This is a genomic window from Cryobacterium sp. Hz7 (assembly GCF_004402815.1).
Lineage (GTDB): Bacteria > Actinomycetota > Actinomycetes > Actinomycetales > Microbacteriaceae > Cryobacterium > Cryobacterium sandaracinum.
This window is the reverse complement of sequence record NZ_SOFB01000042.1, coordinates 1-20,695: the sequence shown is the minus strand read 5'-3', so window position 1 is coordinate 20,695 and position 20,695 is coordinate 1. Positions and strand designations below refer to the sequence as shown.

At 68.2% G+C, this 20,695-nt stretch carries 20 protein-coding genes and 1 tRNA gene; 11 read left to right on the top strand and 10 right to left on the bottom strand.

Annotated elements, in window-relative coordinates; translation table 11 throughout:
* The first annotated feature begins 71 nt into the window (after window positions 1-71).
* Entirely contained in the window at window positions 72-896 is an 825-nt protein-coding gene (locus E3N86_RS09100; RefSeq protein ID WP_134373052.1) for an aldo/keto reductase, read from the top strand.
* 275 nt (window positions 897-1,171) lie between these two features.
* On the opposite strand, the gene E3N86_RS09095 is transcribed toward E3N86_RS09100, so the two are convergent.
* Together E3N86_RS09095 and E3N86_RS09090 are read right to left on the bottom strand one after the other, a co-directional pair.
* Window positions 1,172-2,167, bottom strand: coding sequence for an aldo/keto reductase (locus E3N86_RS09095; protein WP_104099566.1), 996 nt, complete (start codon window positions 2,165-2,167; stop codon window positions 1,172-1,174).
* Complete coding sequence (locus tag E3N86_RS09090; RefSeq protein WP_134416778.1) at window positions 2,122-3,069, bottom strand: alpha/beta fold hydrolase; 948 nt, start codon at window positions 3,067-3,069, stop codon at window positions 2,122-2,124. The genes E3N86_RS09095 and E3N86_RS09090 overlap by 46 nt, the downstream gene beginning before the upstream one ends.
* A gap of 137 nt (window positions 3,070-3,206) precedes the next feature.
* On the opposite strand from E3N86_RS09090, the gene E3N86_RS09085 reads away from it, so the two are divergent.
* The 3 genes from E3N86_RS09085 to E3N86_RS09075 are packed head-to-tail and all read left to right on the top strand — an operon-like array spanning window position 3,207 to window position 6,618.
* Window positions 3,207-4,103, top strand: coding sequence for a DUF4349 domain-containing protein (locus E3N86_RS09085; protein WP_104099568.1), 897 nt, complete (start codon window positions 3,207-3,209; stop codon window positions 4,101-4,103).
* Window positions 4,104-4,112: 9 nt separating this feature from the next.
* A complete protein-coding gene (locus E3N86_RS09080) occupies window positions 4,113-5,279 on the top strand; it encodes an acyl-CoA dehydrogenase family protein (protein WP_174721922.1) in 1,167 nt (388 codons plus the stop codon).
* A complete protein-coding gene (locus tag E3N86_RS09075; RefSeq protein WP_104099570.1) occupies window positions 5,272-6,618 on the top strand; it encodes a threonine/serine exporter ThrE family protein in 1,347 nt (448 codons plus the stop codon). The genes E3N86_RS09080 and E3N86_RS09075 overlap by 8 nt, the downstream gene beginning before the upstream one ends.
* 27 nt (window positions 6,619-6,645) lie before the next feature.
* Here E3N86_RS09075 and E3N86_RS09070 read toward each other — a convergent pair whose 3' ends face one another.
* Window positions 6,646-6,891: a hypothetical protein gene (locus E3N86_RS09070; protein ID WP_104099571.1), complete on the bottom strand. Its 246-nt coding sequence runs from the start codon at window positions 6,889-6,891 to the stop codon at window positions 6,646-6,648.
* Between the two features lie 186 nt (window positions 6,892-7,077).
* Here E3N86_RS09070 and E3N86_RS17640 point away from each other — a divergent pair, with 186 nt between their 5' ends.
* Both E3N86_RS17640 and E3N86_RS09065 read left to right on the top strand, forming a co-directional pair.
* Window positions 7,078-7,200: a hypothetical protein gene (locus E3N86_RS17640; RefSeq protein WP_255408599.1), complete on the top strand. Its 123-nt coding sequence runs from the start codon at window positions 7,078-7,080 to the stop codon at window positions 7,198-7,200.
* Between the two features lie 79 nt (window positions 7,201-7,279).
* Complete coding sequence (locus tag E3N86_RS09065; protein WP_134511803.1) at window positions 7,280-8,167, top strand: metal-dependent hydrolase; 888 nt, start codon at window positions 7,280-7,282, stop codon at window positions 8,165-8,167.
* 214 nt (window positions 8,168-8,381) lie between these two features.
* Here E3N86_RS09065 and E3N86_RS09060 read toward each other — a convergent pair.
* The 4 genes from E3N86_RS09060 to galU form a co-directional block, all read right to left on the bottom strand.
* A tRNA-Ala gene (locus E3N86_RS09060) sits at window positions 8,382-8,454 on the bottom strand.
* Between the two features lie 81 nt (window positions 8,455-8,535).
* Window positions 8,536-9,558 (bottom strand): hypothetical protein, encoded by a 1,023-nt coding sequence (locus tag E3N86_RS09055; protein ID WP_104099573.1) that lies wholly within the window; start codon window positions 9,556-9,558, stop codon window positions 8,536-8,538.
* A 72-nt stretch (window positions 9,559-9,630) separates the two neighbouring features.
* Window positions 9,631-10,290, bottom strand: coding sequence for a GNAT family N-acetyltransferase (locus E3N86_RS09050; protein WP_104099574.1), 660 nt, complete (start codon window positions 10,288-10,290; stop codon window positions 9,631-9,633).
* Window positions 10,291-10,347: 57 nt separating this feature from the next.
* Window positions 10,348-11,241, bottom strand: a complete 894-nt coding sequence (gene galU / locus E3N86_RS09045; protein ID WP_104099575.1) for a UTP--glucose-1-phosphate uridylyltransferase GalU — start codon at window positions 11,239-11,241, stop codon at window positions 10,348-10,350.
* A gap of 34 nt (window positions 11,242-11,275) precedes the next feature.
* Here galU and E3N86_RS09040 point away from each other — a divergent pair, with 34 nt between their 5' ends.
* The 3 genes from E3N86_RS09040 (at window position 11,276) to mscL (ending at window position 12,854) form a co-directional block, all read left to right on the top strand.
* On the top strand, window positions 11,276-11,854 hold the full coding sequence (locus E3N86_RS09040; protein ID WP_104099576.1) for a 5-formyltetrahydrofolate cyclo-ligase: 579 nt from the start codon (window positions 11,276-11,278) through the stop codon (window positions 11,852-11,854).
* A gap of 86 nt (window positions 11,855-11,940) precedes the next feature.
* Window positions 11,941-12,330, top strand: coding sequence for an FmdB family zinc ribbon protein (locus tag E3N86_RS09035; RefSeq protein WP_104193714.1), 390 nt, complete (start codon window positions 11,941-11,943; stop codon window positions 12,328-12,330).
* 86 nt (window positions 12,331-12,416) lie between these two features.
* Entirely contained in the window at window positions 12,417-12,854 is a 438-nt protein-coding gene (gene mscL, locus E3N86_RS09030; protein ID WP_104099578.1) for a large conductance mechanosensitive channel protein MscL, read from the top strand.
* Between the two features lie 484 nt (window positions 12,855-13,338).
* Here the strand turns inward: mscL and E3N86_RS09025 are convergent, their stop codons facing one another.
* Both E3N86_RS09025 and E3N86_RS09020 read right to left on the bottom strand, forming a co-directional pair.
* Window positions 13,339-13,620 carry a hypothetical protein gene (locus E3N86_RS09025; RefSeq protein ID WP_104099579.1) on the bottom strand — a complete coding sequence of 94 codons (282 nt, stop codon included), beginning with the start codon at window positions 13,618-13,620 and terminating at the stop codon, window positions 13,339-13,341.
* Entirely contained in the window at window positions 13,613-17,464 is a 3,852-nt protein-coding gene (locus E3N86_RS09020) for an AAA family ATPase (RefSeq protein WP_241980672.1), read from the bottom strand. Before E3N86_RS09020 ends, E3N86_RS09025 begins: the two co-directional genes overlap by 8 nt.
* Before the next feature lie 133 nt (window positions 17,465-17,597).
* Here E3N86_RS09020 and E3N86_RS09015 point away from each other — a divergent pair, with 133 nt between their 5' ends.
* Window positions 17,598-18,617, top strand: coding sequence for an adenosine deaminase (locus E3N86_RS09015; RefSeq protein WP_134342416.1), 1,020 nt, complete (start codon window positions 17,598-17,600; stop codon window positions 18,615-18,617).
* Here E3N86_RS09015 and E3N86_RS09010 read toward each other — a convergent pair.
* Entirely contained in the window at window positions 18,595-19,611 is a 1,017-nt protein-coding gene (locus E3N86_RS09010; RefSeq protein WP_134511802.1) for a magnesium and cobalt transport protein CorA, read from the bottom strand. The two genes, E3N86_RS09015 and E3N86_RS09010, sit on opposite strands and share 23 nt — an antisense overlap.
* A 106-nt stretch (window positions 19,612-19,717) precedes the next feature.
* On the opposite strand from E3N86_RS09010, the gene E3N86_RS09005 reads away from it, so the two are divergent.
* Entirely contained in the window at window positions 19,718-20,527 is an 810-nt protein-coding gene (locus E3N86_RS09005; RefSeq protein ID WP_166785064.1) for a 4'-phosphopantetheinyl transferase superfamily protein, read from the top strand.
* The last annotated feature ends 168 nt before the right edge of the window (window positions 20,528-20,695 follow it).

The window sequence follows — 20,695 nt, the reverse complement described above, 5'->3', positions numbered from 1 at the left end:
TAAGCGTCGCGCGCACCCCTCAATCGTGTCGTTTCACGCCTCGGCGCAGTGGGACGAGGTTAGATGGGGGAATGACGCTCTCACCGTTACTTCCCCTGCATGACGGACACGGTATCCCCCAGCTCGGGCTCGGCGTGTACAAGATCGCGGATGCCGCGGCGGCCGACGCTGTGCAGGTCGCCCTGGAGGCCGGTTACCGCCACATCGACACCGCGGCGCTCTACGACAACGAGACCGGCGTCGGCCAGGGTATCGCCCGCTCCGGCCTGCCCCGTGAGGACGTGTTCGTCACCACGAAGGTCTGGAACGACCAGCACGGCTACGACAAGACCCTGCGCGCCTTCGACGTGAGCCTCGGCAAACTCGGCTTCGACTACGTCGACCTCTTTCTGATCCACTGGCCCGCACCCCGCCAGGACCTCTTCGTCGACACCTGGCGCGCCCTCGAGACGCTGCGCGCCTCAGGTCGCGCCCGGTCGATCGGGGTGTCCAATTTCCAGCCGCACCACCTGGACCGTCTCCTGGCCGAAACGGATGTCGTTCCGGTCCTCAACCAGGTGGAGCTGCACCCGTGGCTGCAGCAGTCCACCGTGCGCGAGTACGACGCGGCCCACGGCATCCTCACCGAGGCCTGGTCGCCGTTGGCCCGCGGCCGCGCGATCGGCAACGAGACCCTCGACGCCATCGGCGCCCGGCACGGCAAGACGGCCGCACAGGTGGTCATCCGCTGGCACCTCGAGCTGGGCAATGTGGTGATTCCGAAGTCGGTGACACCGGTGCGCATCCGGGAAAACTTCGACGTCTTCGACTTCACACTCGACGCCGGCGACCATGCCGCCATCGCCGCCATCGACGCCGGCCAGCGCACCGGCAGAGATCCCGACGACCTGGACTGAATCTCGGCTCGACCCGGATCGGTGCCCGCGGGTCGCGCTGAGGGCCCCGCGCCACTCTCCCGCGCCCCTCCCCGCACCCCTGACGAATTCGACGGAGATTTCGACCGAATCCCGCCCAAACAAGCCGGAAACCGGCTTCAACCCAAAAATCTCCGTCGAATTGGTTCGCCGGAGCCGCAGTGCCTTGCGACAATGCCGCCCCCACAGGTCCACGCGAGAGTCCCCGTTCCGGTCGAGAGCGACCCGCGGAACGGGCACTCCCGACCGGACAGGTGCTACCAGCGGCGGTGGATCTGCTCGCGCAGCATCCGGTCGTAGATATCCTGCACGCCCTCGTTGAGCCCGAGGCTGAGCGGGGCGACCGAACCGGCAGCGGCGTTGCCGCGAGCCTGCTGCACCGATCGGGCCCCGGGGATGACCGAGCTGATGCCGTCAATCTGGGCCACCCAGGCCAGCGCGGCCTGCGCGGGCGTGAGCTCCTCGGTCAGGGAGCCCACGAGCGCCGCGAACTCCGCGGCGGCTGCCAGGCCGGTCTCATAGTCCACACCGGAGAAGGTCTCGCCGACGTCGAAGGCGCTGCCGTCGCGGTTGTAGTTGCGGTGGTCGTTCGCCGCGAAGGTTGTCTCCCGGGTGTACTTTCCGGTCAGCAGGCCGCTCGCCAACGGAACGCGGGCGATGATGCCCACACCGGCGGCGCGCGCGGCCGGCACGACGGCCTCGAGCGGCTTCAGCCTGAACGCATTCAGGATGATCTGCACGCTGGCCAGGCCGGGCCGTTCGATGGCTGCGAGAGCCTGGTCGCAGGTCTCGACGCTCACCCCGTAGCCGGCGATGGCTCCCTCGGCGACGAGTGTGTCGAGCGCGTCGTAGACCTCGTCGGATTCGATCACGTCGCTCGGCGGGCAGTGCAGCTGCACGAGGTGCAGGGTGTCCATGCCGAGGTTCGTGCGGGACCGGTCGGTCCAGGCCCGGAAGTTGGCGAGCGTATAGTTCTCGGCCAGCTGGTCGACCCGTCGGCCCATCTTGGTGGCCACGGTGATGCCGGCTGCGGCGGCGCTGCCGGCCAGGAATCGACCGATGATCTGCTCGCTGCGGCCGTCACCGTAGACGTCGGCGGTGTCGAAGAAGGTGACGCCGGCGTCGACGGATGCCGCGAGCACCGCGGTCGCGTCGGCCTCCGACACGTCACCCCAGTCCGCTCCCAGCTGCCAGGTGCCCAACCCGATCACGGAGACGATTCGGCCGGTTTTTCCGAGGGTTCGTGTGTCCATGTCTCCAGCCTAGCCACGGAAGTCAAAGTGGAAGCAGTGACCGACGAGGCAGCAGCCGCGGACCAGGCCCCGGCCCCGACCCTGTCGTCCGCGTCGATGACCCGGGCCAGTGCCCGGGCGAGCCGCGGCCGGATGAGGTGGTCGTTCGCTTCGACGCGGTGCATGGTGACGTGGCGCATCCGTTCGATCACCGTCATGGAGCCGGCCGCGATGAAGGCGTCCAGCACACCGTAGACCACGTCGACCGGCACTCGCACGGCCGCGATGTCGCTGACCACGGTCTGCGATTCGATGCAGTGCTCCAGCGATTTCACGAACGGGGTCCAGTTGCGCTCCGTCAGCTCGAAGATGCCCTTCGGCAGCAGCCGTGCGATGATGGCCGCGTTCGCGAGAGTGAACTCCTTGTTCAGCCGCAGGAAATCGTAGGCGCGCAGGTAGGCGTTCACCCGGGCCCGCACCCAGCGTTCACCGATGTCGGTCGGCGACAGATAGACCGGCGGCCCCACGAGCACCACCCGGGACACCTGGGTTCGACGGGACGCGCGGGTGCGGGGCATCGCCGCCAGCCGGGCCGCGATCAGGCTGCCGAGGGAGTGGCCCACCAGGATGAACGGCTCGCGGAGCTTCAGCGACCGGATCGTGGTGGCCAGGGCCTCGACGTGGTCCTCGAGCCGATACTCGCACCCTTCGGGGATCGGTGATTCGCCGAAACCCAGGATGTCGACGGCGATGACCCGGTGCCTGGGCACAAGCAGTGGCACCAGTTCCCGGAACGTTTCCGAGGAGGAGGCGATGCCGTGCACGAGAATCACGACCGGACCGGTTCCCTCATCGATTGCGATGTGCAGCAGCGGCGGGCGTGTCCAGCCGAGCCGTTCGCAGAGGGTCGCCCACCAGGTCATGGTTCCAGTATCGCCGTGAACGGCGTCCCCGATCCATTCAGCGACCGGTGTAGGCGGCGCATGCACGCGAAGCGCGCGCCGCATGCCGAGACTCGATTGTGATCCAGAGCCGGCGACAGCGGTCGTACAGTGGGGCCATGAAGCGTTTGCCCGCGATCGCCGCGGTACTCCTGAGTGCACTGCTACTGGCCGGATGCTCCGTGCCCGGCGCTTCCACCGACTCCGGCGGCCCCGCCACGTCCCCGGGCCTCGCCGAACCGGGCGTCGTCAATCCGGGGACCGTCACACCCGGCGCCGAACCCGGCGAGTCTCTCGACTCGCGCACCTTCCCGGACGGCAGCACGGGCGAGATCGCCTCCAGCCAGCGCGACGTGATCACCACCGGGATGGTGTCGATCACCGTGAAGGACCCGATCGCATCCGTGCAGGATGCCGTCACCATCACCGAGCAGGCCGGTGGTCGGATCGACAGCCGCACCGAGAACCCCGCCACCGGCAACCAGCCGGCGAGCGCGAACCTCACCCTGCGCATCCCCTCGGATGAGCTCGACCGCACGCTGGCGGAGCTGAAGCAGCTCGGCACCGTCAACTTCGTGTCACTCAATGCCTCGGACATCACCCAGCAGACCCAGGACCTCGATGCCCGGATCACCTCGCTGCAGACCTCGGTCGACCGGTTACTCGCCCTGATGACGAGCGCCACGAACACGACCGACCTGATCGCCGTCGAGAACGCGCTGGCCGAGCGGCAGAGCGAGCTCGAGGGGTTGCAGGCGCAGCGGGACTACCTGTCCGATCAGGTTGATTTCTCGACCATCACGCTCGACCTGTACTCGACCGGCACAGTGGATCCCGGCACCCCGGACGACTTCTGGGATGCCATCGCGGCCGGCTGGAACGCCCTCCTGACAGCCCTCGGTACCGCGATCGTGGCCATCGGCTTCGCGCTGCCCTGGCTGCTCGCTCTCGGCCTGGTCGCAGCAATCGTCTACCTGGTGATCCGGTTGGCACGCAAGCGGCGCACGCCTGCGTAAACTTATTTGGTGTACACGTCTACCGAACTCTCCCCGCTCGGTGACGAGCTGCTCGAACGCATCCGTTCTCGTGCCGCGAAGCATGACCGGGAAAATACGTTCCCCGCCGACGATCTGGCCGACCTGATCGCCTGCGGTTACCTCCGCTCGCTCGTGCCTGTCTCCCATGGTGGCCTCGGGCGCAGCGTGCAGCAGGTCGCCGACGACCAGATCCGGCTCGCCGCCCACGCCCCGGCCACGGCCCTCGCCGTCAACATGCACCTCGTCTGGACGGGCGTGGCTCTCACGCTGCATCAGCGCGGCGACGACAGCCTCGCTTGCGTGCTGCACGGCGCCGCCGCGGGCGAGATCTTCGGCTTCGGCGTGAGCGAGCCGGGCAACGACCTCGTGCTCTCCGATTCGATCACGACGGCCACCCCACAGCCAGACGGCGGCTACCGATTCACCGGCACCAAGATTTTCACCACGCTCTCCCCGGCCTGGACCCGGCTCGGCACCATGGGGATCGACCGGGACTCCGTTGACGGCCCGAAAATCGTCTGGGCGTTCATCGATCGGGGCGACCCGGGCGTCAGTCAGAAGAATGACTGGGACACCCTGGGCATGCGAGCCAGCCAGAGCCGCAGCACGGTGCTCACCGGCGCATCCGCCCGCCCGGAGCAGGTCTTCCGGCGGCTGGATCCCGGGCCGAACCCTGACCCGCTGATCTTTGCGATCTTCGCCAATTTCGAGATCCTGCTGGCGGCCGTGTACACCGGCATCGGCCGGCGCGCGGTCGAGCTGGCCGTGCTGGCGGCGAAGCGGCGCACGTCGCTCAAGCACGACGGCCGAACCCTGGCGCAGGACCCGGACATCCGTTGGCGCGTCGCGGAGGCCGCGATGATGATGGATGGCCTGTACCCCCAGCTCGACGCCCTCGCCCACGATCTCGCCACTCAGGCCGACCACGGCCCGCGGTGGTTCCCGCTCCTGTCGGGCCTGAAGTATCGCGCCACCGAGACCGCGCGCCTGGTCGTCGACCAGGCGCTGCGGGTCAGCGGCGGCTCGTCGTACTTTGCCGGGAACGAGCTCGGGCGACTGTACCGCGACGTTCTTGCCGGGCTCTTCCACCCGTCCGACGCCGAATCGGCGCACGCCACCGTGGCTGCCGCCTGGCTGGGTCCGCTCGATGTCTGATGTCACCCGCGCGATCAACGTCTTCGACAGCGCCGCCTACACCCGCTCGGTCCTCGACCTCACCATGCGGCTCGCGGAGGTCATCTTCGCGGCTGGCGCCGGAGCCGAAGACGCCACGGCCGCCATGGAAGCCATCACCCGCGCCTACGGGCTGAGGGGAACCGAGGCCAACGTCACGCACACGATCATCGCGCTCACCCACGAGGACCCGGCCACGCACGAGTCCATCACCCGGAGCCGCAACGTCAAGTACCGTTCGCTCAACTACAGCAAGCTCGCGGCCACCTCCGAGCTGATCGCCGAGATCCTCGACTCGCCGCCGGATGTCGCCGATGCCCGCAAACGTCTGGCCACCATTGTCAGCGCCAAGCCGCAGGTACCGGCCCTGTACCGCCGGCTGGGCTGGAGCCTCGTCGGAGCCGGGGCCGCCGTGCTCATCGGCGGCGGCCTGGTCGTCTGCGTCGCCGCCTTCGTCGCCACCTTCTTCATCGACCTGATCACGACCTCGCTCGACCGCCGGCAGGTTCCCGTCTTCTACCAAAACGTGGTGGGCGGGGCGATCGGGCCGATTGTCGCCGCGATCGTCGCACTCATCGACACCTCGGCGAATCCGTCCCTGGTCGTCATCGCGACCATCATCATGCTCCTGGCCGGCGTCACCACCTTCGGCGCGGTCCACGACACACTGTCGGGCTTCTACCTGACCGGCACGGCACGGATGATGGAGGCCCTGTTGATCACGGGCGGCCTGGTCACCGGCGTGGCCGGGGCGTCACTGCTGGTGGCCCGCTTCGGGTTCCAATTGCGCGTCGATGCCAACCTCACGCCGACTCTGGCCGACTTGCCCGTGATGCTCGCCGCCGCCATGGTCATCGTCGCCGGTTTCGGCCTCGCCGTGCAGGTGCCGTGGCGGGCGTTCTGGGTGGTCTGCCTGCTCGGCGCCGTCGCCGAGCTGCTCTATCTGGGTGGGGCGAGCGCCGGCTTCGGCCTGGTCTGGTCGTCGGCTCTCAGCGCAATGGGTGTCGGTCTGCTGGCCGCGATCGCGGCCCGGATCGTGCGCACTCCCCCGCTGGTGATCGTCGTTTCCGCGCTCGTCCCCCTCGTTCCGGGGCTGATCCTGTTCCGCGGCCTGCTGCAGCTGTCCGACGGCAACATCGACGGCCTGCTCAGCATGCTGACCGCAGGTGCCGTGGCCGCCGCGCTGGCGGCGGGCGCCATCCTCGCCCAGTACGTGGTGCAGTTCGTCTGGGGTCCGGCGCGCAGGCTGCAGCGCCGCTTCGTGGGGCCGCTGATGGCTTTGCCCGTTCGGCTCGGCCGCGGCCCCGGCACCCGGATCTGACCCGGTGGACGAATCAAGCGGTCCCGGCTAGTTGGGAATATCCGCTTCGCCCTGCGGGTCTTCGGTATCCTCCTCAACGAAGCGGTAAGGGATCGGTTCCTCGGTTTCGTGGCCGATCCGGAAACTGCGGCGCACGGTTGAGCCGTCTTCCGTCTCCTCGAGCACGACCTCCTGCTGGTACTCGCCGTTCACGTACTCGAGTTTCCGGGGCGTGCCGGCGGCGATCACATTGGGTCCGTAGAAAATGGCCTCGTAGGTGGTCGTGTCGCTCATATTTGGATCCCTTTCTCCGGGTGGAGACGTCTGCCTCTCTGGCGGGGCGCGTCGGTCTCAGCCTACGGCCGGGCGCGCAAGTTGCACAGGCCCGGGTGCCGGTGCGAGCGGGAAGGTGCCGTTTCGCGGCAACCCGCGTAGGGTCGAAGTCACGGTGCCGCTGGGGCTCGGTTCGAAGGAGTACACATGGCTGACAAATCACCCAAGAAGGACGCATCCAAAAAGGTTGCCGGCAAGTCCTTGAAGGAGAAGCGTGCCGACAAGCATGCCAAGGCGAACGAGACGACCGAGAAGGCGCGCAAGGCCTAGCGCCTGCTCCACGATTAAACTCAGGGTGTTGCCGCGCTAGCCGCGGCAACACCCTTTTATGTTCCGAAAGGACCTGCCGATGACCCTTCCCACCATGGACACCCAAGTGAGCTACCCGGCCGGGCAGACCGAGAGCACCGCGACGGTGCTGCACGTCGAGCCGCTCCCGACCGGACTGCTCGCCGTGCTCCTCGACACCACCCCCGTGCACCCGGTTGACGCGGGTTGGCCCGACCAGGGTCCCGACCGGGCCGTGCTGCGCGCCCAGGGAATCGAGCTGCCGGTGCTGGACTGCGTCGTCGGAGCAACGGACGGGTCGGCGCTGCATCTCGGCCGGGACATCCCGGTGCCGAAGGGAACGCCCGGCTGGGCGTTCGTCGTGGCCCACATCGTGCAGCCCCATGCCGCCCTGATCGAGGGGCAGCCGGTCGACGCCGTCGTTGACACCGGCTACCGGCGACGGATGTCCGCGGGCCACACCGCGTGCCACCTTGCCTCCCTCGCCCTCAACCTGGCTCTCGCAAACCGGTGGAAGAAGGACGTGCGCACCGACGCTCTCGGCAGCCCCGACTTCGACGGCACCGCGATCGACGTGTCCCTCATCGGCGAGAACGAATCCGTGGACACCTACCGGCTCGGCAAATCCCTGCGCCGCAAGGGCTTCGTCACGGAGGAACTGGCCGACCAACTGGCCGAGATCGAATCGATGCTGAACACCTCTCTCGCCGGGTGGGTGGCTACGGACGCGAGCGTGCGCATCGACCGGGACGGCCCACTGCTGACCGACCGCCGGTACTGGGTCTGTGAGCTGCCGGCACACGACGTGCGCATCCCCTGCGGCGGCACCCACGTTTCCTCCCTGGCCGAGCTCGGTGCTGTGCGCGTGGCGCTGTCCACAACCGACGTGGAGGGCACGACCGTGCTCAAGATGGAGACGTTCGTCGGCCGATCGGCGCTCGGCGACTGAGGCCGGCGCAGGTCGGCACGTGAACTCGGCTTGGATCAGAAACTCCCATTTCGGAGATTTTTGCGACACGCTGTTCACCCCGGCGCACCACGCCGCATGAACCGAAATCTCCGAGTTCGGCGACGGAATGGCTCGTCGGCCTGAAGACGAAGACAGAAAGAAGAAGGCCCCCGGTTTCCCAGGGGCCTGCGACTGACGATTGTCACTATCTCGGTGGAGCTAAGGAGATTCGAACTCCTGACCTTCTCATTGCGAACGAGACGCGCTACCAACTGCGCCATAGCCCCTAACCGCTTATGCAGAATATCACGCGCGGCGACCGAGTTTCGCCGAACCGCCCGCTAGAGCCCGAATGTGCCCGGGTTCGGTCAGCCGACGGCGCGGCGACGGCGCAGCACGTCGTCGAGGTCGCTCATGCCGGGAGCGGTGTCTCCGACGACCCCCATCGACGCGAACCGGCTCGCTGCGGGCACAGCCGGAGCATTCTCGCGACCGGGCGCCGCACGCGTGAGCGGGGTGACGGCCACCTCGAGCGCCGCGGCCCGGCGGGCGAGTTCCGCCTCTGCGGCTACCTTCCGCAGCTCGGCGGCGGCATCCACGGATGCCATCGCCGCCTGGGCGACGGATCCGCGCGACAGGTGCATCGGCCGAGGCAGCGGCAGCGGCGTCCAGCTCGGAGCGACGACCGGCGTCTCCTCGAGGTGCACGGACTCGAAGGCCTGCCCGACACGGGCGGAGGGGTAGCTGACCTCTGAGCCATTTGCGGCGGCAGCGTGCTGGTGGGCGCGGCGAGATGTGCGGGCGAGGCGCGATAGCGCCCCGACAGCGAGCGCGACCGTAGCCAGGCCGGCGAGGACTGCGGTCCAGGCTCCGCCCGCTGCCACCGCGAGAACCCCGGAGACGAAGAAGAGGATGCCCCCGAGCAGGATCAGGGAGGTCAGCGCTCGCACCCGGCGCAGACGCAGAGCGCGAGCGCGACCCGGCAATCTGGCCACGACCCCGGCGCCCACTGCGCCGGCACGCACTGCGGAAGCCTGGGCAGCGACCTCTCGGGCGGCAGCGGCGCGGTTTGTGGCGGCCAGGGCCGCGGCGGAGCGCCGGGCGGACGCGGCGGCATCCGTCACCGCCTTCGCCTCGGCTCGGGCATCGTCTTCGGCCTGGGCCAGCAGCTTGCGTTGGGTCAGGACGGTTCGGGCATTCGCTTCGAGCCGCACCTGCTGGGGCACCTCGGACGTCTCCGCCAGAATGCGCATGGTCTGCTGCAAGCGAACAGCGTTGCGCTCGGTGGTGAGGTACTGGCGTCGGCGCGCCCAGGTCGGCATGAGGTAGGTCACCCACAGGGCAGCCGCGACCGCAATCATCACTCCCCCGCCCAGGATCTCGCTACTCATAATCTCTAAGGTAAGAGGGCCGTAGCCATGCGGTGATGATTATCGAGGGTGTGTCACGGGCAATTCTTGCACTCATCGGTCACTCACCGTCAACGGATGCGCGGCCGCGGCCCGATCGACGTCCGTCACCCGGGCGGCGTCGGCCGGCGCCTGGCCGAACTGCCAGCGGTGCAGCACGCCCTGGCGCACCTCTTCGGCCACCAGCCCGAAGCAAAAATGGTCGCGCCAGTCGCCGTTAATGTGAATGTACCGGCGACGCAGACCCTCGTAGCGGAAGCCGAGTTTCTCCACGACCCGCAGCGAGGGCACGTTCTCGGGTCGGATGCAGATCTCCATGCGGTGCAGCCCGAGCTGGCCGAAGCAGTAGTCGGTGGCCAGGGCTACGGCTGTGGGCGTGATCGCCTTCCCTGCGAATTCCTCGCCAACCCAGTAGCCGATGGTGGCCGACGACAGGGAGCCCCAGGTGATCGACGACACGTTGAGCTGGCCGGCCAGCTCGCCCTGGTATTCGACCAGGAACGGCAGCCCGCTGCCGGCACGAGAGTGCGCAAGCAGGCTGCGGATGCTGGCGCGGGTGTCGAAGGACATCGGCGCATAGGGGCTGGTGGCCTCCCAGGTGCGCAGCCAGCCCCGGTTCTCCATCAGGGAACGGTCGAGGTTGCGGTCGTCGCGCAATCGGATCGGTCGCAGTGTGACGGGACCCTCATGAAGCGTCGGTATTGCGATCGCCACAGTGTGCCCGTCTACTCAATGCCGAAATGGTGTTCCCTTTAATCTACCGCGCGTGTTTTAGTCGAGAGTGGCGACGAACTCGTGCAACCAGGGCCGCAGGTCCGGTCCGAGGTCCTCGCGGTCGACGGCAAGCTGCACAATGGCCTTGATGTAGTCGAGGCGGTCGCCGGTGTCGTAGCGGCGGCCACGGAAAATGACCCCGTACACGCCGCCGCTGGTGACCGGGTTCAGCGCCATCTCCTGCAGCGCGTCGGTGAGCTGGATCTCGTTACCCTTGCCCGGCTGGGTGCGCTCGAGCACCTCGAAGACCTCGGGGCGTAGCACGTAGCGGCCGATGATGGCCAGGTTCGACGGGGCATCCTCGGTGCTGGGCTTCTCGACCAGCCCGGTGACCCGCACCACGTCGGGATCGTCGGTGGCCTCGACCGCGGCCGCCCCGTAGAGGTGGATCTGTGAGGGCTCCACCTCCATCAGGGCAATGATGCTGGTATTGCGCGTGCTCTGCTCGGCGAGCATCTTCGACAACAGCGGGTCGCGCGCGTCGATGATGTCGTCACCGAGCAGCACCGCGAACGGTTCGTTGCCAACATGCATCTTGGCTCGCAGCACCGCGTGGCCGAGGCCCAGCGGGTCACCCTGGCGGACGTAGTGGATGTCGGCCAGGTCGGTGGCGTGGTTGACCTTCTCCAGTCGGCTGTGGTCGCCCTTTTTCTTCAGGATCGCCTCGAGTTCGGTCATGCGGTCGAAGTGGTTTTCCAGCGCGTTCTTGTTGCGCCCGGTGACCATCAGCACGTCGGTCAGGCCCGCGGCCACGGCCTCCTCCACCACGTACTGGATCGCCGGTTTGTCGACGACCGGCAGCATCTCCTTCGGCATGGCCTTGGTGGCCGGAAGAAAACGAGTGCCCAGTCCTGCAGCAGGAATGACGGCTTTGGTAATTGGTGTCCCCATGGTCCCTACGATATCGGCATCTAGGATGAGATATATGGATTCCGTTATCGGTCACCGAAAGCGCGCGCTTCGCGCCGAGCTGCGGGAGCGCCGCCAGAACCTGACCTCGGTCGAGCGGGAGGCCGCGACGGCCGGATTCACTCAGAATCTGCAGAGCATCACTCTGGATCTGTCGGCCCGGTCCATCTCCTGCTACCTGTCCTCCCGCAACGAACCGGACACCCGCCCGTTCGTGAACTGGGCGGAGGCCCAGGGCATCCGGGTGCTGTTTCCGGTGTCCCGCGATGACGGACTCCTCGACTGGACCGTCGGCGAGGACCAGACCGAATTCGAGGGTCTCTCGGGCGCCCCCGAGGCAGGCGGCAGCCTGCTGGGCCCGATCGCGATCAACGACGTTGACCTCATCATCGTGCCGGCCGCCGCCGTCGATGCGACCGGCCTGCGCATGGGCTGGGGTCGCGGCTACTACGACAAGACCCTAGGCTCGATGGAGAAGTGCCCGCCGGTGTATGCCGTCGTCTTCGACAACGAATTCGTCGACGAGGTGCCCCGCGAGGTTCACGACCAGCCGGTCGACGGCCTGGTCACCCCCACGCGCATCATCGCGTTCTGATCGGCCCTCCCCTACTTCCTGTTCAACGAAAGCCATTTCATAATCGGAGATTCCGGCCCACGGGCCGGTCCCCCATCGGAGTTCCAGTGCCTACCTATTCCTACCGCTGCACCGAGTGCGACACCGCGTTCGACATCCAGCAAGCATTCACCGACAACTCGCTCACCACGTGCCCTACCTGTGGAGGCAAGCTGCGCAAGGTCTTCTCGTCGATCGGCGTGACCTTCAGCGGTTCCGGCTTCTACAGCAACGACGCCCGGTCGGATGCGAAGCGCTCGCTCGAGCGCTCGTCGAAGACCCCAGACAAAAAGTCAGATAAGAGCTCAGACGCGAAGTCGGGCGATTCCGGCTCCGGCACCGGTTCCGGCTCCTCCAGCGAGAAGTCCGCGGCCCCCGCGAAAGACAGCTCCGGCCCGACGAAAGTCGCAAGCACCAGCACCAGCAACACGCCCGCGTCCGCCGCGAAGGCCTCCTAGCCCCCAGCACCTCACCGCCTCAGCACCTCAGCACCTCAGCACACCACTCGCCTGTCCCGGCGCCGAGACCTCACCGGAGTATCACCATGATCCAGGGCTTCAAAGAATTCATCATGCGCGGCAACGTCATTGAGCTTGCTGTCGCCGTGGTCATCGGCGCGGCGTTCACCGGGGTGGTCAGCGCGATCGTCACGGGCATCTTCAACCCGCTGATCGCGGCGATCTTCGACTCGGAGAGCCTGACGGAGGCAATGGTCATCGGCCTTCCCGGCGGGGGCGGCCTGTCGTTCGGTCTCGTCCTCGCCGCGGCCATCAACTTCCTGCTGGTCGCGGCCGTCGTCTATTTCGTCTTCGTGATGCCGCTCAACCACCTCAAGCACACGCAGGAGCGTCGCCGTGCAGCCGGAATTCCCTCCACCGCCGATGCCGCCGCCCCCACAACGGAACTCGACCTCCTGACCGAGATCCGGGACCTGCTGGCCGCCGGCGCGACACTCGACCAGGGTCCGAAGCACACGCTCTAGATGAGTGAGGCCTCATCGATTGGTTATCGCTCCCAGCAAGCCAATTCTGACCGGCCCCCGTTGACGCTGCTCAGTACAGGCGGAAGGCCGTGTCCGGGGTCGAACCAATTCGACGGAGATTCTGACGTTTGAGCGGGATTTCGGCCTGTTTCCGGACGATACGGGCAGAATCTCCGTCGAATTCGTTCGGGCCGCGGGCGGAGCGCGTGGTGGATACCGAGCGGCACAAGCGCTGCTGCACAGCGGGCAGGCGTTGTGGCCAACTNGCTGCACAGCGGGCAGGCGTTGTGGCCAACTCAGGAGATCCCTCCGGCCGGGTCGGGCATCCGCGCCGGTTCCGCACTACTCCGCGGCGGCTGGTGAATGCGGCCGACGGATGTCCTGAGTTAGCCACACACACACACACACGCGGGCTCGGCGGGCCCATCGCCCACGACGATGCGGCCTCACTCATCCACGGCAGTCACCGACTCCGTCCCTTCGGCTACCAGTGCGGCGGGCGGTCCTGACGGAGCCGTTCGTCGTTGACGCCGCGGGTGCCCGGTCCGGCGGGATCGGCGGGCACGATGCCGCCCTCCTCGCGCAGAACCGGTGGGTGCGGATCGGGGTCGGTGTCGGGCGCGGGCGTCAGCCGAGCACGCCGGGACGTGCCGGCCGATTTGACGACGGACTGCCGGGGAACGACGGATGCGTCCCGGTGGCCGACCTTATCCCGGTGGTCGAGCTTGTCGAGACCATCCCGCTCGGGTACGTCGCGCTCAGGCACCAGGTCGGCGCACCGGACCGGATGAACCAGGCGCCGTCGAACCAGTCGCCGTCGAACCACGCCCCGTCGTACCAGGCGCGGCCGAGCCATGCGCGGAGGATCCGGCAGCCGCCGGCGGCACCGACAGGCCGACGAGTGCCGCCACGCGGGCGGCCACCGCGTCCGGGTTGCTGAAGAGTTCGAAGCTGTGCACCCGCAGGTAGTGCCAGCCGAGGCGGCGCAGCACTTCGGGGCGGAGCCTCAGGGACTCGCGCAAGCTCGACCGGCCGACGACGGCATCCGTTTCGACGACGACGGCACGGCCCGCGTGCGAGCCGGCGAGGGCCAGCTTGCCGCGGTGGCCGAGCGACACGGTGAGGCCAAGGCGTTCCAGGCGGCGGGCCAGGTCGACCAGCATCGCCTCGCTCGCGTCGGGAACTTGGGCCTCGTTGCGGCGCGCCTCAGTCTCGCTGAGCACCTGGGAGAGCGCGAGGATGCCGTGGCGCTGGCGATCCTCGTCGATGTCGGAGGGGCGGAAGCAGGAAACGATGTCCATGGCCCGGCGGGCCCGGGTCATGCCGATGGCCAGCAGCCGCTCGCCGCCCGGTTCACCGAGCGAACCGAAGTTCGTCAGGAGACGGCCGTGCGGGGTGCGGCCGTAGCCGATGGAGAAGATCACCCGGTCGCGGCTCTGCGCCACGGCCTGCTCGAGGGTGAGCACAGTGAATGGCTCGGCCCGGTCTTTCAGGATGAAGTCGGAGAGGTCGGTACGCTTGGAGAAGGCGGACAGCACGGCCTGGTGCACACGCACGGAGTGCCGCGCGCTGGCCGTGATGACCATGAGTGATTCCTTCGGGCGCTTGACGGCGTGGTCCATGACGAGTTCGACGACCTTGGCCACCTCGGCGTCGACGCTTTCCACGGCCCCGGAGTCGGCGTCGGGCATGCCGTGCCCGCCGGCCACGTAGTTGATGGTGAGGCTGCCGTGCCCGAGGTAGCTGCCCGCCCAGGGCAGGGAGTCGATGCGCCCGCCGTAGAAGCGGTGGTTGACGAGTTCCGCGAGGTCTTCGCCGCCAGCGCGGTAGCTGCGGGTCAGGGTGAGGGTCGGCAGCAGCTCGCCGAGACGGGCCAGGGCCGAGTCGGCGTGCAGGGCGTCGACGTTGGTCTCTTGCTCGACGCGGTCGTCGGCGGCGGCCGTGATGCCGGTCTCGAACGACGACGGTGTCTGCGTGACCGGGTCGCCGAACGCGACGATCTGCCGGCCGCGACGGATGGCGCCGACGTTCTCGGCCAGAGTGGTGGCGCCGGCGTCGACGAGCAGGACGGTGTCGAAGCTCATCTGGTCGGCGAGTGCCGCCACCTCGTAGGGCGAGGCCAGCCAGACCGGGGCGAGCACGCGACCCAGGTGCGGGGCGGCCTTGTGCAGGCGGGTGGGGGTGGCCCGGTCGGCGCGCAGCAGGCGCCTGAGGTTGTCGGCCTCCTCGGGCCAGTCGACGACGCCGATCTTCCAGGTCTCGGCGAGCAGCCAGGCGAGGAGCTGCCCGGTGGTCGAGGCGTGCGCCTCGTCGACCAGGCGGAAGTCGGCCTCGAGCCGGTCGAGAACCTGCGTGTTGGCGTTCAGGAGGGCCTTGTCGCCGCTGAGCATGGTCTCGAGCACGGACTGCCACCAGGCGAGTTCGAGCTCGTCGGCGACGTCTCTCTCGGACACGTGGCGCTGGGCCAGGTCGGTCATCAGCGGGTCGAGATTGTGTTCGCGCAGGGTAGCGAGCAGCGCGGTGCGCTCATGTAGGTTCGCCAGTACCTCGCTCTCGGCGGCCAGGCCGGAGATCGTGTAGATGAGCTCCTTCACCGGGCGGTTCGACAGCTGACGCGTGGTTCCGGCCGCTCCGAGCGGAACGTCGAGGCTCGCGAGGTCTTCCGAGACGCGCTGGTAGGCCACATGCACATCCGAGATGCCCACGGGCACCTCGGGAGTGACGCCGGCGACTACGAAGCGCTGCCACAGGGTGCGCTGCTGCTGGATGCGGCGCAGGCTCTCGTTCATGTCGCTCACGTGCACGCCGGGGCGCAGGTATTCCACAGCGAGCTTGCGCAGACGGCGACGGTTCGCGCCGGTCATCTCGGGCGACTCCCGGCGGGACGCGGTCGCGGAGATCAGTTCGGTCAGGGACCGGTCGAAGACGGCCGGCTGGAACTTGTCGAGCGTCTCCCGGATGTCGAGCAGCAGCCGCAGGTAGACGCCGAGCTCGGCGATGGTCTCGAACGGTCGCAGTCGGGTCTGGCCGACGAGTCCGGCGGCACGCTCGAGCAGGCGTGGGAGTTCGATCTGGTTGACCCGTTTGGCCAACTGGTGCGCCGCCGAGGCGTCCGCGGTGGAGGAGAAGGAGGCTCCGTACCAGGGCGAGTCGCCCGGTCCGTAGCGGAATTCACCGAGTGCAGCCGCCTTGATCAGGGTGGCGGCGGCGGCCGGCCGACCCTGCGCCAGGCGTTCGAGCGCGCGCCGGTCGAGCCTGGCCGTGGTCGAAGGAGGTGAGGGCAGCTGCGCGAGGCGTGCCAACTCTCCGAGGGCGTCGAGAACGGACACCCCGAGCGCCGGGTCGCGGCGGGTGAGCGCCGACCGGTAGTCGAGTAGCACCTTGCGCAGGCGCACAAGCGCGTCGTCGACGTCGCCGACCATGGGCTGGGTGGCCTTCTCGTTGCGGGTGATCGCCTGGATCAGGTCCCGGCGCAGGGTGCGCGGGGTCACGGCGACCCCGGGCAGCCCGACCTGCACCAAGCGGTGCGCGATACCGTCGAGGCTGGAACGGCGGGCGCTGACGACGAGCACGCGCTTGTGCTGAGCGATAAGCGAGCCGATCGCGTTCACAATCGTCTGCGTGCCGCCGGTGCCGGGAAGGGTTTTCACGACGAGCGAGTTGCCGGCCGCGATCTGCGCGACGACGTTCTCCTGCTCGGAGTCCGCGTCAAGCAGAAGGATGTCGGTGGCCGGTGGCCGGGAATCCTGGCCGAGCGGGACGACCGGGTTGTACGCGGTCTCGATGGCGCGCCGGGCGTTGGTGTTGCCACCGATCGCGTCGAGCAGCGGATGGTCCAGGTTGGCCGCATCGGCGGCGAGAGCACGGCCGACGTCGGCGAACACGGAGGCCACGAGGCGCGGTACCACGTTGAACCAGGGCAGGTGCGAGGTGAGGCCGCGCAACCGGTCGATCACGGGCTGCGGTTTGAAGGCGCCGTTGGTGACGGCCAACGCCACGAACGCATCCGCATCCAGAACGATCTCGAACTGGTCCTTCAGCGCGCGGGCCAGTTCCGGGTTGAGGAACGGCTGGCCCTTGAGCTTGAGTTCGAAATCGCGGCCGTAGCGGCGGATGGCGAGGGGGCGCAGCAGCACGGGAGCGCTGTAGTCCACATCGTTGTGGCGCCACTCGGCGAGGCCGATGGCCAGGTGCACCGATTCGATGCCGCGCATGGAGCGCAGTTCGATGCCCTTCTGGGTGATCTCGCCGGCCGCCAGCCGCGCGTTGCGCAGGGCCAGCTCGTCGCGGATCAGGTTGGAGAGCAGAGCCGTCTTGCCGGTGATGAACTGGGGCAGACCGCCCGGATGGGTGGCGCTCAATTCGATCCGCGTGCGGGGTCCGTCGCTGAAGTGCAGCAGCGGGGAACGCCCGCCCACTTCGGCGAGTTCGTCGCGCCAGCGCTGCCAGACCGGGTCGGCCACATTGCCCACGGTGAGGGACGGATCGCCCAAGCTGACCGCGTGCGGAGCCGCGGAATCGTGCGGGTCGGTGGGCGGAGCATCCTGAATCTCCGTCAGGATGCCGTCGTCATCTAGTTTCTTATCGAGGCGCCACACACTCGACACCATAAGCCAAATCCCTCCGATTCCGCGGCAGGCGGCCCGGAATTGCGCGGATTCAGCCCCGAATTGTCTCAAAACGGGGCTTCCGGATGCGCGTGCGGCCGTCAGCGATTCGGCTCGCCTCGGCGAGAATGGTGCAATGAAACTCCCCCTCGTCGAACTCCACCTGCACATCGAGGGAACCCTCGAACCGGAGCTGCTCTTCGAGCTGGCCGCGCGGAACGCGGTGACTCTGCCGTGGGCGTCGTTGGCGGAGCTGCGCGCCCAGTACGACTTCGCCGACCTGCAGTCGTTCCTGAACCTCTACTACCGGGCCCTGGACGTGCTGCGCGAACGGATCGACTTCACCGACCTGACCCGCGCCTACCTGGCACGCGCCCGCACGGCCGGGGTGCGGCACGCGGAGCTCTTCTTCGACCCGCAGGCGCACACGAGCCGGGGCGTCCCGCTGGTCACCGCCCTGGCGGGGGTGCGCGACGCCCTGGACCGGTCGGTCGACGAGTGGAGCATCAGCACGAAGCTGATCGTGACGTTCCTCCGGGACCGTCCACCCGCCGAGGCCCTGCAGATCCTGCGAGAGATTCTCGCCGGTGGGGTGCCGATCGATGGCATCGGGCTGGACTCGGCCGAGGTCGGCTATCCCCCGGAGCTCTTCACCGAGGTCTTCGCTCTGGCCCGCGAGAACGGTTTGCGCCTGGTGGCGCATGCGGGCGAGGAAGGACCGCCCGACTACGTCTGGCAGGCCCTCGACCTGCTCGGGGTGGAACGCGTCGACCACGGCATCCGCAGCCTGGAAGACGAGGTGCTGCTTGACCGGCTTGTGCGGGACCGCATCCCGCTCACGGTCTGCCCGTTCTCGAATGTGCGACTGCGCGTGATCGACACCCTCGCCGACCACCCCATCGTGCGGATGCTCGACCGCGGGCTGCTCGCCTGCATCAACTCCGACGACCCGGCCTACTTCGGCGGCTACATCGACGACAACCTGGCCGCGGTCGATGCGGAGTTCGGCCTGGGACCGGACCGGCTGGCCCTGCTCGCCCGGAACGGGATCGAGGCGTCGTTCCTGACGAACGGGGAGAAGGCGGCCCTGACTGCCGAGGTCGATGCCTGGCGTGCTGCCCAGCCGGCGCCGGCTACAGCCATCCGTTCTTCTTGAAGACGCCGTAGAGGCCGACGCCCATCGCGAGCATGAGGGCGAGTGCGAACGGGTAGCCGAACACCCAGGTGAGCTCGGGCATGTGGGTGAAGTTCATGCCGTAGATGGTGCCCACGAGCGTGGGCGCGAAGAGGATGGCCGCCCAGCTCGAGATCTTCTTGACCTCTTCGCTCTGGACGAGGCTGGTCTCGGACAACCGCCGGGTCTCCTCGTTCTGGCGCTGGGTCACAAGGGTGCTGTGCACAGTGAGGGCATTGTCGAGGAGTTGGCGGAACGCGTCGCCGCGCTCGACAACCCGAAGGGTGTGGTCGAGCACGTCACGCAGGTGGTGGCTGAGCTCCGCGGGGACGTTGTAGGTGGTGAAGCCCTTCTGCAACGACTCCAGCATGCCCACGAGCGGCTGCGTCGCACGCTGGAACTCGATGACCTCCCGGGAGAGGTCGTAGATGCGCCGGGCGACGGCCTGATCGCCGTCGAAGAGCTGGTCCTCGATCTCGTCGATGTCGTTCTCCAACCCGGCGACGACCGGCCCATACTCGTCGACGATCTGGTCGAGGATGGCGTAGAGCACGGCCTCCGGCCCGAGGGCCAGCAGCTCCGGCGTCTTTTCCATGCGCTCGCGCACCTGCGCGAGGTCGGGCGACTCGGCGTGGCGAATGGTGGCCACGAAGTCCGGGCCCACGAAAACGTGCAGCTCGCCGAACTCGACGCGTTCTTCCTGGTCGAGATAGCGGGCCGGACGCAGCACGACGAAGAGGATGTCGTCGAAGCGTTCCAGCTTCGCCCGCTGGTGGCCCTTCAGCGCGTCTTCGACCGAGAGGTGGTGCAGGCTGAATTCGGCCGCGACCGAGCGCACCTCGTCGGGTGAGGGCCGGTACAACCCGATCCAGGCGAAGCCCTGGTGGGCCTTCATCACCTCATAGGTCTCGTCGAGCGTCGTCGGGTTCGCGGCCCGGCGGCCCTTCACATATACAGCGTTGTCGATCAGTGCCACGCGCGCTCTCCTTAGCTAACAGCTACCAGTGTCGCACCGGACGGGCCGCCCGCTGAGCGGGCTCGCGCACTGACCGGGCACCGGCGGGGAAGGTAGGTTGGGGGTCGTGAACCCTGAGCGAGCCGGCGACGTCTTCATCGTCGTCGCTCCCCGCGGGTCCACGGATGCCGACGACCGGCGGTTCCTGGCGGCCGCGGCTGCCTGGGCGCTCGGCGTTGATTCGCGCCTCGTGCGCATCGAGCGATACTGTCCGCACTGCGGCGGCCGGGACCACGGCCGGCCGCTGGTGGCGGTGTCGTCCGGGGCCGGGACGGGGACCAGCCCGCTGCACGTCAGCCTCAGTCGCGCCGTCGGGTGCGTCGCGTTCGCCCTGACCTTCCTCGGCCCGGTCGGGGTGGACATCGAGAGCGTCGCGGACGTCTCCCGGGCCGGGTTCGATGCGGTCGCGCTCGGGCAGGTGGAGCTCACTGCCCTGGCCAGGCTGTCGGCCCCCACCGCGGGCGCCGCCGCGGGCGCCGCCGCGGGCGCCGCCGACACCGCACGCGCGCGGGCCCGGTTGTGGACCGCGAAGGAGGCGGTGCTGAAGTGCACAGGCGACGGGCTCCGAGTGGACCCGCGCAACCTGACCGTCTCGTTGCCGGGCGGCGGCGGCCGGGGCTCGCCGCGCCTCGACGCCTGGCGCGGAGCCGACGTCGACGTTGACGTCGACGCGATTGGGCTTCGCGACTTCGACCCGGGTGCGGCGCTCATGGGTGCCGAGTACGTGGGCACGGCGCTCGTCGGCACGGCGCTCGTCGGCACGGCGCTCGTCGGCACGGTGGCCGTTCTCGGCGAGGGCAGGCGCGCCGCGGACGGGCCGACCGTGCATATCGTGTCGAATGCGGACATCCGTCACCACCTGAATGGTCCGGCCTAGCCGGTTGAGTCCGAGACCGCCGCACAGCACTCCGCCCCGAACGAATTCGACGGAGATTCTGGCTCTCCTGCTTCATCTGTGGGTGTTTCGGAGCGCCTTAACGGCCGCACGCCGCTTCCTGTCTAGGTTTCTGACTGTCTAGGAACAGAAACTCAAGGGGCAGGAATA

Excerpts from the sequence above, each read along its gene's own strand:
- E3N86_RS09100 (WP_134373052.1), top strand. The coding sequence starts at position 72 with ATGACGCTCTCACCGTTACTTCCCCTGCATGACGGACACGGTATCCCC.
- E3N86_RS09095 (WP_104099566.1), bottom strand. The coding sequence starts at position 2,167 with ATGGACACACGAACCCTCGGAAAAACCGGCCGAATCGTCTCCGTGATC.
- E3N86_RS09090 (WP_134416778.1), bottom strand. The coding sequence starts at position 3,069 with ATGACCTGGTGGGCGACCCTCTGCGAACGGCTCGGCTGGACACGCCCG.
- E3N86_RS09085 (WP_104099568.1), top strand. The coding sequence starts at position 3,207 with ATGAAGCGTTTGCCCGCGATCGCCGCGGTACTCCTGAGTGCACTGCTA.
- E3N86_RS09075 (WP_104099570.1), top strand. The coding sequence starts at position 5,272 with ATGTCTGATGTCACCCGCGCGATCAACGTCTTCGACAGCGCCGCCTAC.
- E3N86_RS09070 (WP_104099571.1), bottom strand. The coding sequence starts at position 6,891 with ATGAGCGACACGACCACCTACGAGGCCATTTTCTACGGACCCAATGTG.
- E3N86_RS17640 (WP_255408599.1), top strand. The coding sequence starts at position 7,078 with ATGGCTGACAAATCACCCAAGAAGGACGCATCCAAAAAGGTTGCCGGC.
- E3N86_RS09065 (WP_134511803.1), top strand. The coding sequence starts at position 7,280 with ATGACCCTTCCCACCATGGACACCCAAGTGAGCTACCCGGCCGGGCAG.
- E3N86_RS09055 (WP_104099573.1), bottom strand. The coding sequence starts at position 9,558 with ATGAGTAGCGAGATCCTGGGCGGGGGAGTGATGATTGCGGTCGCGGCT.
- galU (WP_104099575.1), bottom strand. The coding sequence starts at position 11,241 with ATGGGGACACCAATTACCAAAGCCGTCATTCCTGCTGCAGGACTGGGC.
- E3N86_RS09040 (WP_104099576.1), top strand. The coding sequence starts at position 11,276 with ATGGATTCCGTTATCGGTCACCGAAAGCGCGCGCTTCGCGCCGAGCTG.
- mscL (WP_104099578.1), top strand. The coding sequence starts at position 12,417 with ATGATCCAGGGCTTCAAAGAATTCATCATGCGCGGCAACGTCATTGAG.
- E3N86_RS09020 (WP_241980672.1), bottom strand. The coding sequence starts at position 17,464 with ATGGTGTCGAGTGTGTGGCGCCTCGATAAGAAACTAGATGACGACGGC.
- E3N86_RS09015 (WP_134342416.1), top strand. The coding sequence starts at position 17,598 with ATGAAACTCCCCCTCGTCGAACTCCACCTGCACATCGAGGGAACCCTC.